This is a genomic window from Rhizobium sp. BR 317 (assembly GCF_047445835.1).
GTDB lineage: Bacteria > Pseudomonadota > Alphaproteobacteria > Rhizobiales > Rhizobiaceae > Rhizobium > Rhizobium paranaense.
On the sequence record NZ_JARWLB010000001.1, the window covers coordinates 251,618 to 267,500 of the forward strand.

At 60.8% G+C, this 15,883-nt stretch carries 15 protein-coding genes; 2 read left to right on the forward strand and 13 right to left on the reverse strand.

Annotated elements, in window-relative coordinates:
- Window positions 1-54 precede the first annotated feature (54 nt).
- The 5 genes from QD357_RS01205 to dusB all read right to left on the reverse strand — a co-directional run bounded on the left by QD357_RS01205 (window position 55) and on the right by dusB (window position 7,599).
- A complete protein-coding gene (locus QD357_RS01205; protein ID WP_107107966.1) occupies window positions 55-1,419 on the reverse strand; it encodes a sigma-54-dependent transcriptional regulator in 1,365 nt (454 codons plus the stop codon).
- Window positions 1,409-3,682 (reverse strand): sensor histidine kinase NtrY-like, encoded by a 2,274-nt coding sequence (locus QD357_RS01210; RefSeq protein ID WP_107107965.1) that lies wholly within the window; start codon window positions 3,680-3,682, stop codon window positions 1,409-1,411. The genes QD357_RS01205 and QD357_RS01210 overlap by 11 nt, the downstream gene beginning before the upstream one ends.
- Window positions 3,683-3,968: 286 nt before the next feature.
- Entirely contained in the window at window positions 3,969-5,420 is a 1,452-nt protein-coding gene (gene ntrC, locus QD357_RS01215) for a nitrogen regulation protein NR(I) (RefSeq protein WP_107107964.1), read from the reverse strand.
- Window positions 5,417-6,574 (reverse strand): two-component system sensor histidine kinase NtrB, encoded by a 1,158-nt coding sequence (locus QD357_RS01220; protein WP_107107963.1) that lies wholly within the window; start codon window positions 6,572-6,574, stop codon window positions 5,417-5,419. Before QD357_RS01220 ends, ntrC begins: the two co-directional genes overlap by 4 nt.
- A complete protein-coding gene (gene dusB, locus QD357_RS01225) occupies window positions 6,571-7,599 on the reverse strand; it encodes a tRNA dihydrouridine synthase DusB (protein ID WP_107107962.1) in 1,029 nt (342 codons plus the stop codon). The genes QD357_RS01220 and dusB overlap by 4 nt, the downstream gene beginning before the upstream one ends.
- 220 nt (window positions 7,600-7,819) lie before the next feature.
- On the opposite strand from dusB, the gene QD357_RS01230 reads away from it, so the two are divergent.
- Both QD357_RS01230 and QD357_RS01235 read left to right on the forward strand, forming a co-directional pair.
- Window positions 7,820-9,040, forward strand: a complete 1,221-nt coding sequence (locus QD357_RS01230; RefSeq protein WP_107107961.1) for a bifunctional 2-C-methyl-D-erythritol 4-phosphate cytidylyltransferase/2-C-methyl-D-erythritol 2,4-cyclodiphosphate synthase — start codon at window positions 7,820-7,822, stop codon at window positions 9,038-9,040.
- On the forward strand, window positions 9,037-9,534 hold the full coding sequence (locus tag QD357_RS01235; RefSeq protein WP_028753142.1) for a CinA family protein: 498 nt from the start codon (window positions 9,037-9,039) through the stop codon (window positions 9,532-9,534). Before QD357_RS01230 ends, QD357_RS01235 begins: the two co-directional genes overlap by 4 nt.
- A gap of 15 nt (window positions 9,535-9,549) precedes the next feature.
- Here the strand turns inward: QD357_RS01235 and QD357_RS01240 are convergent, their stop codons facing one another.
- The 8 genes from QD357_RS01240 to QD357_RS01275 all read right to left on the reverse strand — a co-directional run bounded on the left by QD357_RS01240 (window position 9,550) and on the right by QD357_RS01275 (window position 15,871).
- A complete protein-coding gene (locus QD357_RS01240; protein WP_028753141.1) occupies window positions 9,550-9,996 on the reverse strand; it encodes a type II toxin-antitoxin system RatA family toxin in 447 nt (148 codons plus the stop codon).
- 9 nt (window positions 9,997-10,005) lie between these two features.
- Window positions 10,006-10,572 (reverse strand): AAA family ATPase, encoded by a 567-nt coding sequence (locus tag QD357_RS01245; RefSeq protein ID WP_107107960.1) that lies wholly within the window; start codon window positions 10,570-10,572, stop codon window positions 10,006-10,008.
- 126 nt (window positions 10,573-10,698) lie between these two features.
- Window positions 10,699-11,670: a lipoyl synthase gene (gene lipA, locus QD357_RS01250; protein WP_107107959.1), complete on the reverse strand. Its 972-nt coding sequence runs from the start codon at window positions 11,668-11,670 to the stop codon at window positions 10,699-10,701.
- 35 nt (window positions 11,671-11,705) lie between these two features.
- Window positions 11,706-11,954, reverse strand: a complete 249-nt coding sequence (locus tag QD357_RS01255; RefSeq protein ID WP_107107958.1) for a GlsB/YeaQ/YmgE family stress response membrane protein — start codon at window positions 11,952-11,954, stop codon at window positions 11,706-11,708.
- A 13-nt stretch (window positions 11,955-11,967) separates the two neighbouring features.
- Window positions 11,968-12,222, reverse strand: a complete 255-nt coding sequence (locus QD357_RS01260) for a GlsB/YeaQ/YmgE family stress response membrane protein (protein ID WP_107107957.1) — start codon at window positions 12,220-12,222, stop codon at window positions 11,968-11,970.
- A 55-nt stretch (window positions 12,223-12,277) separates the two neighbouring features.
- Window positions 12,278-13,723: a dihydrolipoyl dehydrogenase gene (gene lpdA / locus QD357_RS01265; RefSeq protein WP_107107956.1), complete on the reverse strand. Its 1,446-nt coding sequence runs from the start codon at window positions 13,721-13,723 to the stop codon at window positions 12,278-12,280.
- A 128-nt stretch (window positions 13,724-13,851) separates the two neighbouring features.
- Window positions 13,852-14,493 carry an SGNH/GDSL hydrolase family protein gene (locus QD357_RS01270; protein ID WP_107107955.1) on the reverse strand — a complete coding sequence of 214 codons (642 nt, stop codon included), beginning with the start codon at window positions 14,491-14,493 and terminating at the stop codon, window positions 13,852-13,854.
- A 25-nt stretch (window positions 14,494-14,518) separates the two neighbouring features.
- Entirely contained in the window at window positions 14,519-15,871 is a 1,353-nt protein-coding gene (locus tag QD357_RS01275; protein WP_107107954.1) for a pyruvate dehydrogenase complex dihydrolipoamide acetyltransferase, read from the reverse strand.
- Window positions 15,872-15,883 lie beyond the last annotated feature (12 nt).

The window sequence follows — 15,883 nt, forward strand, 5'->3', positions numbered from 1 at the left end:
TCATAAGAATATGAGAGGGTTGCGGGGCAGATCGGAACTGCCGCGCAAAGGATTTCAGACGCCGAGCGACTTCAGCTTGCGGTGCAGCGCGGAGCGTTCCATGCCGACGAACTCGGCGGTGCGCGAAATATTGCCGCCGAAGCGGTTGATCTGCGCGATCAGATAGTCGCGCTCGAACATTTCGCGGGCTTCGCGCAGCGGCAACGTCATGATGTGATAGTCGTTCTTAGCGGATACCTTCGGCAACATGTCGCCGAGATCGGTCGGCAGCATCTCCGCGGTGATCGGCGTCTCCGGGCCATCGGTGCGCGCGAGAATCATCAGGCGCTCGATATTGTTGCGAAGCTGGCGGATATTGCCCGGCCAATCATGCGCCTGCAGCACCGCCATGGCGTCGTCGCCGATGCGGCGCGAGCGGATGCCAGCCTGCTCGGAAATCTGGCGCATCAATTGGTCGACGAGGAATGGAATATCCTCGCGCCGCTCGGCGAGCGCCGGCACACGCACAGGCACCACAGCGAGGCGGTGATAGAGATCTTCGCGGAACAGGCTTTCGGCGATCCGGCTTTCCAGATTGTAGGCGGTCGACGATATGATGCGCACATCGACTTTCACGCGCTTCGAGCCACCAACGCGCTCGAACTGCTGATCGACCAGCACGCGCAGGATCTTGTTCTGCGTCTCGCGCGGCATCTCGCCGACTTCATCGAGATAGAGAATGCCGCGATGCGCCTCTTCCAGAGCGCCGATCTTGCGCGGCTGGCCCGGCGACCCTTCGGTGCCGAAGAGGGCGATTTCCATCCGTTCGGGGGTGATTGTTGCGGCGTTCAGCGCGACGAAAGGACCGTTGGCGCGCGTCGACTTCTTGTGGATCATGCGGGCCACAAGTTCCTTGCCGGAACCAGAGGGGCCGAAGATCATCACGCGACTGTTGGTCGGGGAGACCTTGTCGATGGTCTGGCGAAGCTGCGAAACGGCAACCGATGTGCCGATCAGCTCGACGGCGTCGCCGGTGCGGCGCTTCAGCTCGGAGACCTCGCGCTTCAGCTTGGAGTTTTCCAGCGCCCGTTCGGCGATCAAGATCAGCCGGTCGGCCTTGAACGGCTTCTCGATGAAATCGAATGCGCCGCGCTTGATGGCGGAGACGGCAGTTTCGATGTTACCGTGGCCAGAGATCATCACCACCGGCAGTTCCGGATGGCGCGTCTTGATCTCATCCAGCAACGACAGGCCGTCGAGCTTGCTGCCCTGCATCCAGATATCGAGGAAGATCAGCCGCGGTGCTCGATCGGAGATCGCCGCCAAAGCGCTGTCGCTGTCGAACGCGGTGCGAGTCTCATGTCCTTCATCCGAAAGAATTCCCGAAACGATTTCGCGAATATCTTCCTCATCATCCACCACGAGAATATCAGATGCCATATACGCTTTCCTTGTCACTTGCTGTCGGGGCGACGGAGGCCTGCTCACGGCGTGGCAAATGCACGCGGATCATGGCACCCCTGCCCTGGTCGAAATCGGCGGGAGCATCGTGCAGTTCTAGCTGCCCGCCATGGTCTTCAATGATCTTCTTGACGATCGCGAGCCCAAGGCCCGTCCCCTTCTCGCGCATCGTCATGTAAGGTTCGAGAATGCTGTGCCGGTTCTCGACCGGCAGGCCGCGGCCATTGTCGATGACGTCGACCGTAAAGCGGTCGCGCTCGGCATCCAGGAATGAACGTACGAGGACTTTAGGCTCCTCGCGGGTCTCGCCGCTCGGCACGCCTTCGATCGCCTCCACGGCGTTCTTGATAAGATTTCCGAACGCTTGGCCCAGCATGCGCGTGTCAAACATGCCTTCCAGGCGCTCCTCGCCGAGTTCGCGTTCGAACTTGACGTGGTTATTGCCCATTTCGCGCAGGAACACGGCGTCACGCAGGATGTCGCGCAGGTCGCTCGGTTCCATCGTCGGCTTCGGCATGCGGGCGAAGGAGGAGAATTCATCGACCATGCGGCCGATATCGCCCACCTGGCGGATGATCGTGTCGGTGCATTGATCGAAGACCGGACGATCGGCCTCGGCGATGTTCTTGCCGAAGCGGCGGCGGATTCGCTCGGCGGAAAGCTGGATCGGCGTCAGCGGGTTCTTGATCTCATGGGCGATGCGACGTGCAACGTCGGCCCAAGCGGTCGAGCGCTGGGCAATGACCAGATCGGTGATGTCGTCGAGCGTGATAACGTAGGATTCATTCGAATCGCGCGACTCCTCGCGCGTCACCTGAACGCTCAGCGTCCGCACCGTGCCGCCACGCACCAGGCTGATCTGCTTGCGGAAGTCGTTGCGATGCCGGGTCGTCGCTTCCGTCACGACCTGCTCGACCTCTGGGGCTATATCGGCCAGGTTCTTGCCGACAAGTTCATCGCTCTTCAGGGTCAGCAGCTCTTCGGCGGATGTGTTGGCAATGGTGATGCGCCGGTCGTGCTCGACGCCGATCACGGCCGCGGTCACACCGGAGAGCACCGCTTCGATGAAGCGACGGCGGTCATCCACCTCGTCCTTGGCTTCGAGGATCTCGTCACGCTGCGTGCGTATCTCCGAGATCATCTTGTTGAAGGTGCGCGACAGGCTGCCGACGTCGCCATCGGCCGCGCGCACCGGCACCAGCACGTTCATGTTGCCGGACGCGACATTGTCGGCGGCGCTGATCAAAAGCCGGATCGGCCGAACGATGCGGTCCGCAACCGCGATTGCGGTCCAGATCGCCGCCAGAAGCACGATCAACGCAAAGCCGATGTAGAGCACCGCAAAGGCGATCTGCAGGGACATGCGCCCCTCTTCCATCGCCTTGTATTCGGCCGTGTTGTCTTCGACCATGCGCATGGCGTTCATGACGCGCGGATCGACGGCCCGGACAGTGTAGAGGAAGGAACCGGGAATCTCGTCCAGTTTGATGATGGCACCGACGAGATTGGTCACCCCAGGCGGGATGAGGGTCGGCTGGCCGTCGGCGGAGGCTTCGAGCGCATCCTTCGGAATTGCCGGCAGCGGACGCTCGGTCTTGATGTCGGCCTGAACAATCGCGCTGCCGTCACGACGCACCAGGAAAGCGCCGAGCAAGCCGCGGCCCTTGGCCTGCCTGGTCATCAGATCGGCAAAACCGGTGCGATCGAGACTGTAGAGCGTGCGATTGCGCTCCAGATCGTTCGCCATGGAAACGGTCTGGCCCTGCAGGTAGCTGGCATTCTCCATCAGATAGGCCTGAGCGACATTCTGCGAGGAGCTGATGATCTGCTGCGTGCGCAGCGCAAACCAGCGATCGAGGCCGACATTCAGCGTCAAACTGGCGACGATGGCCACGAGGATCGCCGGGGTGATGGCGACGATAGAAAAGAGAACGACGATGCGGATATGCAGGCGCGCCGCCGCGCGGCCGCGGCTGCGGGCTTTCACAAGGCGTGCGACTTCACGCGCGATCAGGGCGATCAGACCTAGAACGAACAGGCCGTTGATGACGACGGAAGTGAAGACGACGGATGATGTGGGGGCGACCGGTGTCAGCCCCAGGAGCATCAGAAGCGTGGCGATCGCGCACAAAAGCGCGCCGCCGGCCAAGATCAGGCCAGGAAGGGCGAAGGATGCACGACGGTCCGTCACCTTGACGACCGCCTCGTCGCTCGTTGTCGGCGACCCCGCGTCCTGCTTCATTCCCATCGTCTCCGGGCGCGGGCGGCGGTCGGCGCCCTGGCCAAAATTGCAATCGCACTGCTTTGGCGGCGGCAAGAGCGACAGGCAAAGGAGGAACCGTCATTCGGCTTCGTATCTGATGCGAAACCTCCGTTTCAAATCATTCGAATAATGAGCTGAAACTAATAAACAATTTCCCCTTGCACAGGAACACACTCGACGAATCGCCACCGCAAAAACTGTGAACCGGCTGCGTGACCTTTAAGCAACGCATTGTGGCGAAAATGCAACGCATCCAATCACATTGTCAAGCCGTGCGGGAGCTCCGATAGACGGAAACACCCAGCTCTCTGATCTTTTTGCGCAATGTATTGCGGTTAAGGCCAAGCAGATCGGCGGCTTTGATCTGATTGCCGCGGGTCGCGGTCAGTGCGGCAAGGATCAGCGGATATTCCATTTCGGTGAGAACGCGATCATAGAGCCCCGGCGGTGGCAGATTGTCGCCGAAGCTCGAGAAATAAGTACGCATGTTCTCTTCGACCGCCTGAGCGATGGTCATGTTGCCGGTGCGGACCGGGCCTTTTTCGATCGGGCTATCGGGCACGTCGGCGCGCAATTCCGAATCGATGATCTCGCGGGTGATGACATCCTGCGGATAGAGCGCCATCAGGCGGCGGATGAGGTTTTCCAGCTCGCGCACGTTGCCCGGCCAGGGATAGGATTTCATGAGTTCCAGGGCTTCCTGGTCGAAGCGCTTCGAGCCCAGTCCTTCCTTTTCCGCCTGCTGCACGAAATGACGGACGAGATCGGGAATATCCTCGGCGCGGTCACGCAGCGGCGGCAGGCGCAGCGGCACGACGTTGAGGCGATAATAGAGATCTTCGCGGAAGAGGCCTTGATTGATCGCCTGCTTCAAATCCTTGTTGGTGGCGGCAACGATGCGGACGTCAGTGCGGATCGGCGTGCGGCCGCCGACGGTCGTATATTCGCCCTGCTGCAGGACGCGTAGCAGACGGGTCTGGGCGTCCATCGGCATGTCGCCGATTTCGTCGAGAAACAGCGTGCCGCCCTCGGCCTGCTCGAAGCGACCGGTCGAGCGCGTCTGCGCACCGGTGAAGGCGCCCTTCTCATGGCCGAACAATTCGGATTCGATCAGGTCACGCGGGATTGCCGCCATGTTGATGGCGACGAAGGGGCCATTGCGGCGCTTGCCATAATCATGGAGCGCGCGGGCGACGAGCTCCTTGCCGGTGCCGGACTCGCCGGTGATCATCAGCGTCAGGTCGGTCTGCATCAGACGCGCCAGAACGCGGTAGATTTCCTGCATGGCCGCAGAGCGGCCGACCAGCGGCATGCCGTCCTGCATGTCGTCATCGAGCTTGGCAGGCTTGCGCTTCGGTTCGGACAAAGCGCGGCCGATAATGGCGATCAGCTCCGTCAGGTCGAAGGGCTTCGGCAGATAATCGTAGGCACCCTTTTCGGAAGCCTTGATCGCCGTCATGAAGGTATTTTGCGCACTCATGACCAGAACGGGCAGCTCCGGCCGTGCCTTCTTGATGCGCGGCAGCAGGTCGAAGGCATTTTCGTCGGGCATGACGACGTCGGTTACAACGAGGTCGCCTTCGCCGGCGGAAACCCAACGCCAAAGCGTGGCGGCGTTGGATGTGATGCGTACATCGTAGCCCGCGCGGCTCAAAGCCTGATTGAGCACGGTGCGGATGGCCGCATCATCGTCGGCGACAAGGATCGTGGCTGTCATCGAGTAGTCCCTGTGGAGTTCGGAAGAGGAGCGTCTTCAAGCGTGATGCCTTTGGAGGCCGGCATCAGAACGCGGAAAGTGGTGCGGTGATTCTGGCTGTCACATTCGACGATCCCACCATGATCGCCGATGAGCTTGGCGACCAGCGCGAGACCAAGGCCGGTGCCATTGGTCTTCGTCGTGATGAACGGATCGAAGAGATGCGGCAGGAGATCGGCGGGCACGCCAGGGCCATTGTCGATCACGCAGAATTCCAGCGGCAGCGAGATCTTCTCACGCGTGCCGGCGACCGAAAGGCGGATACCCGGACGATAGGCCGTCGTCAGTACGATCTCGCCATCCGCCCGGTCGCCAACGGCTTCGGCAGCATTCTTCACCAGATTGAGGAAGACCTGCACGAGCTGGTCTCTATTGGCATAGACCGCCGGCAAGGATGGGTCATAGTTCTCGGTGACCTTGATGTTGCGCGCAAAACCGGCTTTTGCCACCGCCTTCACATGATCGAGAACGGAATGGATGTTGACCGGCACGCGGTCGATCGGACGTTCGTCGGAAAAGACCTCCATGCGATCGACCAGCGAAACGATCCGATCGGTCTCCTCGCAAATGAGGCGAGTTAGCCCGCGGTCGTCATCCCCTACCGATTGTTCGAGCAATTGGGCGGCACCGCGGATGCCGGAGAGCGGGTTCTTGATCTCATGCGCCAGCATCGAGGCAAGACCGGTCACCGAACGGGCGGCAGCACGATGCGTCAATTGCCGGTCGATCTTGTCGGCCATGGACCGTTCCTGGAACACGATCACCACGGAGCCGGGTTCGCTCGAAACAGGCGCGACATAGATGTCCACCAGCTTGTCCTGGCCGAGGCGCGGCGAGCTGAGATCGACACGGTATTCATTGACCGGGCCGCGGCGTTCGCGCACCTGGTCGATCAGCGCCAGCAGCGGGCTGCCGAAAGGAATGAAGGTGGAAATCTCATAGCGCGACAGATGCGAGGCGCTGGCGCCGAAGAAGGCTTCGGCCTCCCAATTGGCAAAGGCGATCAGGCCGGCCTCATTGACCATGACGACCGGGTTTTGGATCGCGTTGAGAACGGCCATGGCCACGGCGCTGCCCGTGTGATCCGAGGCTCCGGAATTGGATTTGGAACTCATGCAGCCTCCTGGGCGCATTGGGCGAGATCGGAGCCGTCCTGCAGCGCCGCATAGAACAATGCCGCCACCTCCCGGCTGTCTTTCGAAGTCATGATTCCTGCCTTTTCAGCGCCCGTTATGGTGGGAGCGTAACGGTCCAGATACCAGCCGAGATGTTTGCGGGCATGACGAATGCCAACGGCTTCGCCATAGAACGCGAGCATCATCTGATAGTGCTCAAGGGCGATATCGGCGATCTCGCTGCGGTCCGGATGGCGGTGTCCCGCAAGCACGCCCGCGTGCCAAGGCCGCCCCTGGCAGCCGCGACCGACCATGACGGCATCGGCGCCGGAGCGGCGAAGGATCTCGCGAGCATCCTCCGGTGTGTCAACATCGCCATTGGCGACCAGCGGAATGGAGACGACATCGCGCACGGCGCGGATGGCATCCCAATCTGCCCTGCCCTCATAAAACTGCATGCGCGTGCGGCCATGAATGGTGACGAGCCGAATCCCGGCTTCCTCGGCGCGGCGGGCGATGTGCGGCGCGTTCATGGAATTTTCGTCCCAGCCGAGCCGCATCTTTAGCGTTACCGGGACATCGACAGCCTTGACCGTCGCCTCGATCAGGCTCAGCGCATGATCCGGATCGCGCATCAGCGCCGAACCGGAATAGCCGCCGATGACCTTCTTGGCCGGGCAACCCATATTGATGTCGATGATGTCGGCGCCATTGTCAGCGGCGATCTTCGCCGCCTCGGCCATCCAATGCGCCTCGCGACCTGCCAGTTGCACCATATGTGGCTTCAGCCCGGCGCTTCTCAGGCGAGCCCAGGATTCAGCCGTATCCTGCACCAGCTCGCGGCTGGCGACCATTTCGGTCACGACGAGGCCAGCCCCATAGCGCAAAGCGAGCTGACGAAAAGGCAAATCGGTCACACCCGACATCGGCGCGAGGATCACGCGATTGCGGATGGGCACGGGGCCGATGGAAAATGGGGCTGCAAGCTCGGACGGAAACAAATGATTATCTTTCAGGCACACCATATATCTGCACTATTTTTAGACAGTCTTATGAAGCTTGCCAAGGGGTTTCGGAGAATGCCGATATTTTTCGGGCGAATGCTGGAAAATACCCATTCGAGGCGATAGACCCTGCTGGAGCGAGATCCCGCTTTGGCGATCTGCTTGGCATGATGCTGTCCAAAAACCGCTTTACACTTTTGGAGCTCATGTTGGAGCGAAAGCCTTTCATCCCTGGGGGTTTATGACGCAAATGCACTCAATGCAACCGATGTCGATCGGAATCGTGATCGTTGCTGCCGGACGCGGCGAGCGGGCGGGATCGCCCGAGGAAGGCCCGAAGCAGTACCGCCTGATCGGCGGCCGGTCGGTTATTGCGCATACGCTTGAAAAATTCGTGACATGGTCACAGGCGCAGAAGATTGTGATCGTCATCCATCGCGACGACGAGACATTGCTGCAAACCGCGCTGCAACAGGTTGCCGATTCGCCAGAGGTCGAGATTGCTTTCGGTGGCGCCTCCCGTCAGCAATCGGTGCTTGCCGGGCTTAGGCAGTTGGAAAATGCCGGCGTTACGCATGTTATGATCCACGACGCCGTGCGTCCTTTCTTTGACCATGATCTGCTCGATCGCGTTGCCGCGGCGCTGGCCAAAGGCGCACCCGCCGTGCTACCCGCCATGCCGGTGACGGATACGTTGAAACGAGGCGATGCGGCTGGGTTGGTGACCGAAACCGTGCCGCGCTCGGGCCTTTACGCCGCGCAGACGCCGCAATCCTTCCGTTTCGCCGATATTCTGGCGGCGCATCAAAAGGCTGCAGCCGAAAACAGGACGGATTTCACCGACGATGCGGCGATCGCCGAATGGAGCGATCTGCCGGTAACGCTCGTTGCCGGCAGCGCCGACAATGTCAAACTGACAATCAAAAGGGATATCGCCATGGCCGATGAAAAGCTCTCCGCCGATCTGCTGCCGGATGTGCGCACTGGCAACGGCTACGATGTCCACCAACTCGAGCCGGGCGACGGCGTCATGCTCTGCGGCGTCTTCATCCCGCATGATCAAAAACTGAAGGGTCATTCCGACGCCGATGTCGCGCTGCATGCGCTGACCGACGCCTTGCTCGCCACCTGCGGCGCCGGCGATATAGGCGATCACTTTCCGCCCTCCGATCCGCAATGGAAAGGCGCCCCTTCCCGCATCTTCATCGAACATGCGGCAAAGATCGTCCGCGAGCACGGCGGTACGATCATGAATGCCGATGTCTCGCTGATCGCCGAGGCGCCGAAGGTCGGGCCGCACCGCGAAGCGATGCGCGCCAAACTCTCGGAATTCCTGGGAATCAGCCTTGAACGCTGCTCGGTGAAGGCGACCACGAACGAGAAGATCGGCTTCGTCGGGCGCCGCGAGGGCATTGCGGCCATTGCTACGGCGACGGTGGTTTATCGGGGAGGAAAGGCATGACCCATTTTCCCGACGATATTCTGGCGCTCGCCCAGGGCATCATCACAGATTTCGCGGCCAAGGGCTGGATGGTCGCCACGGCGGAATCCTGCACCGGCGGGCTGATCGCGGGTGCCTTGACGGAAATTCCCGGCTCATCGGCAGTCGTTGACCGCGGCTTCGTCACCTATACGAATACGGCGAAGATGGACATGCTTGGCGTGCAAGAGCAGACCCTGGCGCAGTTCGGTGCCGTTTCCAAAGAGACGGCACTGCAGATGGTTCATGGCGCCCTTTTCCGCTCGCGCGCCGATCTTGCCGTTGCCGTGACCGGCGTCGCCGGACCGAGCGGCGGCTCTGCGGACAAACCGGTCGGCCTCGTTCACCTCGCCGCCAAGGCACGCACGGGCGGCCTCATCCATCATGAAATGCGCTATGGCGATATCGGCCGCGACAAGGTTCGGCTCGCCACCTTAAAGACCGCATTGGAAATGCTCATCACTCTTGGCAAGTAGCACCGCGCCCCCGCTTCAGGCGTAGATCTTCTTCGCGCGTGTCTCGAAGGCATCCGTGAACATACGGAAAGCGCGATCGAACATCGATCCCATCAGGGCGCCAAGGATGCGACTCTTGAATTCGTAGTCGATGAAGAAATCAATGCTGCATCCGCCGTTTTCCGACGGCGTGAAGCGCCAGCGGTTGTCGAGATATTTGAACGGCCCGTCGATATACTTCACATCGATCGCCCGTTCCGCCTTGTTGAGCAGTACCTGTGTCGTAAAGGTCTCGCGGATCGCTTTGTAGCCGACAGTCATGTCGGCGACCAACAATATCTTGCCGTCGCGCTCCTTGCGGTTGCGGACAACCAGCGCCTCGCAAAGCGGCAGGAATTCCGGATAGCGCTCGACATCGGCAACGAGATCGAACATCTGATCAGGCGAATGCGGAACAGGGCGGTGGGTTTCAAACTGAGGCATGAGCGGCAATTAAGCAGGACGGCTCAGAAGATCAAGAAGCCTGCGCATTTCGCCGCGGGATTTTAGCTGCAGAACAGGCACATCCGGGCCGTGTTGAGCGAGGCCGGCAAGCACTTTAGGAGCAAACTTGCGCTCCCAATCCCAGATGTAACGCAGGAATTCCCAATCGATGCGCTCGGGACAACCCGGCGCCATATCGGGGCGCGACCGCCCCTGCCATCGCAGCGCTCTCGATAGAGCTCCCCATACGCATACCCAGCGCGGCATGCGTACCCAAAGGACAAGCTCTGTGCGTGGTAACCTCAGATCAAAGCTTGATGGCCCTGTTCCATCGATCAGCCACCGATCCTCGGCTACTTTGGCCGCGATTAGAGCACGTTCCTCGGCCTTGTCTCTCTTTACCCAGCCCGGCAGCCAGAAAAACTCGCGATCCATCGAGATGTAAGGCAGGTCCAGGCGAGCGACAATTTTCTGGGCCAGCGTTGATTTGCCTCCGCCGGAGCACCCCATGATGAGGATGCGATCGACGCCCCTAAGATGGGCAACTCCTTCGGCTATGCTGCTCAATTCCCTCATATTTCAACCTCACAACGAGTAAGATGCAGCTTTATGAAGTTTCGCGCGATGATGATCTGATGACGGTAGAAACAAAAACCGCGGCACAATCGCCGCGGTTCGTTCAAAAGGCAAGAGATTGGAATTTTACTCTGCGGCCAGCAGAACCTTCTTCTCGCGGGCGGCCCGCAGCCGGGCAAAATCATCGCCGGCGTGATGCGAAGAGCGAGTGAGCGGGCTGGAGGCGACCATCAGGAAGCCCTTGGTGTAGGCAACCGTCTCATAGGACTTGAATTCGTCCGGGGTGACGAAGCTCATAACCTGATGATGCTTGCGGGTCGGCTGCAGGTACTGGCCGATGGTCAGGAAGTCGACGTCGGCTGTCCTGAGGTCGTCCATGAGCTGCAGCACTTCATTGCGCGCTTCGCCGAGGCCGACCATGATGCCGGACTTGGTGAACATGGTCGGATCGAGCTCCTTGACCCGCTGCAGCAGACGGATCGAGTGGAAGTAGCGGGCACCGGGACGCACGGTCAGATAGTTGCCGGCGACGGTTTCCAGATTGTGATTGAAGACGTCCGGCTTGGCGGCGACGACGCGCTCCAGGGCGCCCGGCTTCTTCAGGAAGTCCGGCGTCAGGATTTCGATCGTCGTTGTCGGCGAGGCGGCGCGGATCGCCCAGATCACCTTTTCGAAATGCTCGGCGCCGCCGTCTTCGAGATCGTCGCGATCGACGGACGTGATGACGACGTGGCTGAGGCCCATCTCCTTGACGGCCTTGGCGACGTTTTCCGGCTCGGCCATATCGAGCGCATTCGGCTTACCAGTCGAGACGTTGCAGAAGGCACAGGCGCGGGTACAGATCTCACCCATGATCATGAAGGTGGCGTGCTTCTTGTCCCAGCACTCGCCGATGTTCGGGCAGCCGGCCTCCTCGCAGACAGTGACGAGCTTGTGCTCCTTCACGATCGAGCGGGTTTCGGCATAGCCCTTCGATGTCGGCGCCTTGACGCGGATCCAATCCGGCTTGCGCAGGACTTCCGTATCCGGCCGATGCGCCTTCTCCGGATGACGCACACGCTTGGCATCGGGATTGATCGTGTCGAGAATCGTGACCATGAACGTCTACTTTCCGCCGCTTGCTCGCGGCCTATTCATCGCCGTACGAGTTTGGCGAGAAATATCAGAATGCATGCACCAATGAAACCGGTGACGAAATAACCGAGCCGACCGCCGGGCACGCCGACATGCAGTTGCACCAGAATGCCCGCTGCAACGACCGAGCCGGCAATGCCGAGAACGATGTTGAGGATGATGCCGTATCGCACCTCCATCAGCTTACCCGCGAGCCAGCCCGCGAGACCGCCGATGATGATCAGACCCAGCCAGCCTATGCCTTCCATCGCGCCTTTACCCCTACGCTATCGCCCTTGCAAACAGGACTACGATGATTGCGCCCACCGTTGCGTGAATGATTTCAACCACGAGCGCATTTTGTATGCCCAGCGAGATTCCCAGCCGATTGAACAGGAACCCGCCCACGAAAGCGCCGATCACGCCGCTCAACAAACAACTGATCAGGCCCCCGCCGCCGACAACCAGGCTGGCGAGAAACCCCGCCACCAAACCGATCAACAGAAAGACGATCCAAGCCTCAGTACTGATAGACATGATGATTTCCTTTGCAATTTTCCACCCTCCGGATAGAGGGCGAGCCAGGAGATTATCAAGCGTTGAGTACGCGGCCGTAGGCGTCCAGCACGGCTTCCTTCATCGTTTCCGAAACGGTCGGATGCGGGAAGATCGTGTGCATCAGTTCCTCTTCTGTCGTCTCCAGGTTCATGGCGACAACGAAACCCTGGATCAGTTCGGTGACTTCAGCGCCGACCATATGCGCGCCGAGCAGCTCGCCGGTCTTCTTGTCGAAGATGACCTTGCACAGGCCCTGGTCTTCGCCAAGAGCGATCGCCTTGCCGTTGGCCGTGAACGGGAAGCGGCCGACGCGGATGTCGCGGCCGAGTTCCTTTGCCCTTGCTTCCGTCAGACCGACGGAGGCAACCTGCGGCTGGCAGTAGGTGCAGCCCGGTACCTTGCTCTTGTCGGTCGGATGCACGTTCGGCAGACCGGCGATCTTCTCGATGCAGACCACGCCTTCATGTTCGGCCTTGTGTGCCAGCATCGGCGGGCCGGCGACGTCGCCGATCGCATAGATGCCCGGCACGTTGGTCTTGCCGTAGCCATCGATGACGACGCAACCGCGATCGGTCTTCACGCCGAGCGCTTCCAGACCCAGATTTTCAATGTTGCCCTGTACGCCGACGGCGGAGATCATCCGGTCGGCAGTGATCTGCTGTACCTTGCCATCTTCGGTCTCGATATGCGCGGTGATGCTGTTCGCACCCTTGTCGACCTTGGTGACCTTCGTCTTGGTGAATATCTTCAAGCCGCGCTTTTCCAACTGCTTGCGGGCGATACCGGAAACTTCGGCGTCTTCCACCGGCATGATGGTCGGCATGATTTCGACCACGGTGACGTCGACACCCATCGAGCGATAGAAGCTCGCAAATTCGATGCCGATCGCGCCGGAACCCATGACCACGAGCGATTTCGGCAGGAAATCCGGCTTCAGGGCCTCGAAATAGGTCCAGATCAGCTTGCCGTCCGGCTCGATGCCGGGCAGCGCGCGCGGGCGAGCGCCTGTGGCGACGATAATGTGCTTGGCGGTGTAGGTGCCCTCGCCCTTGACGTTCTTCGGCAGCGGATGCTGCGGCTCGACGACCGGCTTCGTCGATTTGCCGACGACGATTTCGCCTGGCTTGGTAATCTTGGCCTCACCCCAGATCACGTCGACCTTGTTCTTCTTCATCAGGAAGCCCACGCCTGCGTTAAGGCGCGCGGAAACGCCGCGCGAACGGCCGACGACCGCCTTCACATCGGGCGTCACCTTGCCTTCGAGGACAAGGCCATAATCCTTCAGATGATTGGAATGATCGAGGATTTCGGCCGAACGGAGCAGCGCCTTGGTCGGAATGCAGCCCCAATTCAGGCAGATGCCACCGAGGTGTTCGCGTTCGACGATCGCCGTCTTCAGGCCAAGCTGGCCGGCGCGCACGGCGGCGACATAGCCGCCAGGGCCAGAGCCGATGATGATGACGTCGTAATTCTCAGCCATATGTTTCCTGCCTTTGGTTGGCGGCCGGTCGAAGCTCAGCTCGCCTTGATTTTTCCGAAGCACGATGCCGAACCGCAAAGCGAAAACTGTGAAGCAGTTTTCAGGTAAGATCATGCTCAATCAAATAGTTAAAGTCCGAGCATCACTCGCACGATCGGCTCAAGGCCGCGGCCAAGCGCCCGGGTGTTTTCTGCGTCGAGATGCACGCCATCAAGCGGTGTGGTGACGGCAACCGTGCCTGCATCGAAAAAGCCGCAGCCAAGCTCGTCAGCCAGATCGCGGTAGAGCGTCGCAAGCTTCGCCGACTCCTTGATCGCGCCGAGGTAATGGGCGGCGAAGGCCGGATTGGCGGTCTCAGTAATAACAGGGGGCGCCACGATCAGAATGTCGGGGACTTCATAATCGAACGCCCATGTATGATTGCGTATAAGCTGAATCAACCGGCTGATGCCCTGCAAGGCAGCAAAGGCCGAACCGGCGATCACCGGCTTCATGTCGTTGGTGCCCAGCATGATGATGATGAGATCGAGCGGCGCGTGCGTCTGCAGGATCGTCGGCAATACCTTTGCACCGTTACGGTCGCAATCGGCGAGATGATCGTCGAAAGCCGTGGTGCGGCCGTTCAGCCCTTCCGGGATCAACCGGACCTGATTGCCGAGCGCCTTTTGCAGCACGCTCGGCCACCGATCTTCGAAGGCATGACGACCGATCGTTTCGGCGCTATAGCCCCATGTCAGCGAGTCGCCATAACACAGAACGGTCTTGGTCATTCATGCCTCCGTGTCGTGACAAGGCTCAGACGAGCATCCCCATCGGATTTTCGATGTAGCCCTTGAAGGCAGCCAGGAGCTCGGCACCAAGCGCACCGTCGACGGCGCGATGGTCGGTCGACAGCGTGACGGTCATCATAGTGGCGATGGCCATTTCACCCTTCTTGACGATCACACGCTGTTCGCCCGCGCCGACGGCCAGAATGGTCGCATGCGGCGGGTTGACGACGGCGGCGAAGTTCTTGACGCCCATCATGCCCATATTGGACACGGCCGTTGTACCGCCCTGGTACTCCTCGGGCTTCAGCTTGCGTTCCTTGGCGCGCTTGCCATAGTCCTTCATCTCGTTGGAGATGGCAGACAGCGTCTTCAGCTCGGCGCTGCGGATGATCGGCGTGATCAGGCCGCCCGGAATGGAGACGGCAACGCCGACATCGGCATGCTTGTGCTTGACCATGCTGCTGTCGGTCCAGGACACGTTGGCATCCGGAACGTCGCGCAGCGCCAGCGCCAGGGCCTTGATGACCATGTCGTTGACGGAGAGCTTGTAGGCCGGAGCACCGTCCTTCGACTTCGGAGCGGAATCGTTGAGCTGCGTGCGGAGCGCCAGCAGTGCATCGAGTTCGCAATCGACCGAGACGTAGAAGTGCGGGATCGTCTGCTTGGATTCCTGCAGGCGCTTGGCAATCGTCTTGCGCATGCCGTCATGCGGCACAAGCTCGTAGGAACCGGGCTCGAACAGCTTGAGAACGGCATCATCAGACATGCCCTTCGGAGCGGCTGCGGCCGGAGCCTGTGCAGCAGCGGCCGGCAGAGCTGCGGGAGCAGCAGCCGGAGCGGCCTTGGCGACACCGCCGGAGACGGCAGCTTCGATGTCCTTCTTGACCACGCGGCCATGCGGGCCGGAGCCGACGAGCGCGGCCAGATCAATGCCGGATTCCTTGGCAAGCCGGCGAGCGAGCGGCGATGCGAAGGTGCGCTGGCCGTCCGTCGAAAGAGCGGCGGGCACGACCGGCGCCGGCTGTGCGGCCGGTGCGGATTGAGCCGGAGCCGTTTCCGCCTTCGGCGCTGGTGCCGCGGCGGCAGGTGCTGCAGCCGGAGCGGCAGCGCCTGAAGCAGCAGCGGAGACGTCCTCGCCTTCGCCGGCCAGAACCGCGATCAGCGCATTGACCTTGACGCCTTCGGTACCGGCGGGAACGACGATCTTGGCAACTGTGCCTTCGTCGACGGCTTCGACTTCCATCGTCGCCTTGTCGGTCTCGATCTCGGCGATGACGTCACCGGACTTGATCTTATCGCCTTCCTTGACCAGCCACTTGGCGAGGTTGCCCTCTTCCATGGTCGGCGAGAGGGCAGGCATGGTGATGTTGATAGGCATCGAAGAGCCCTC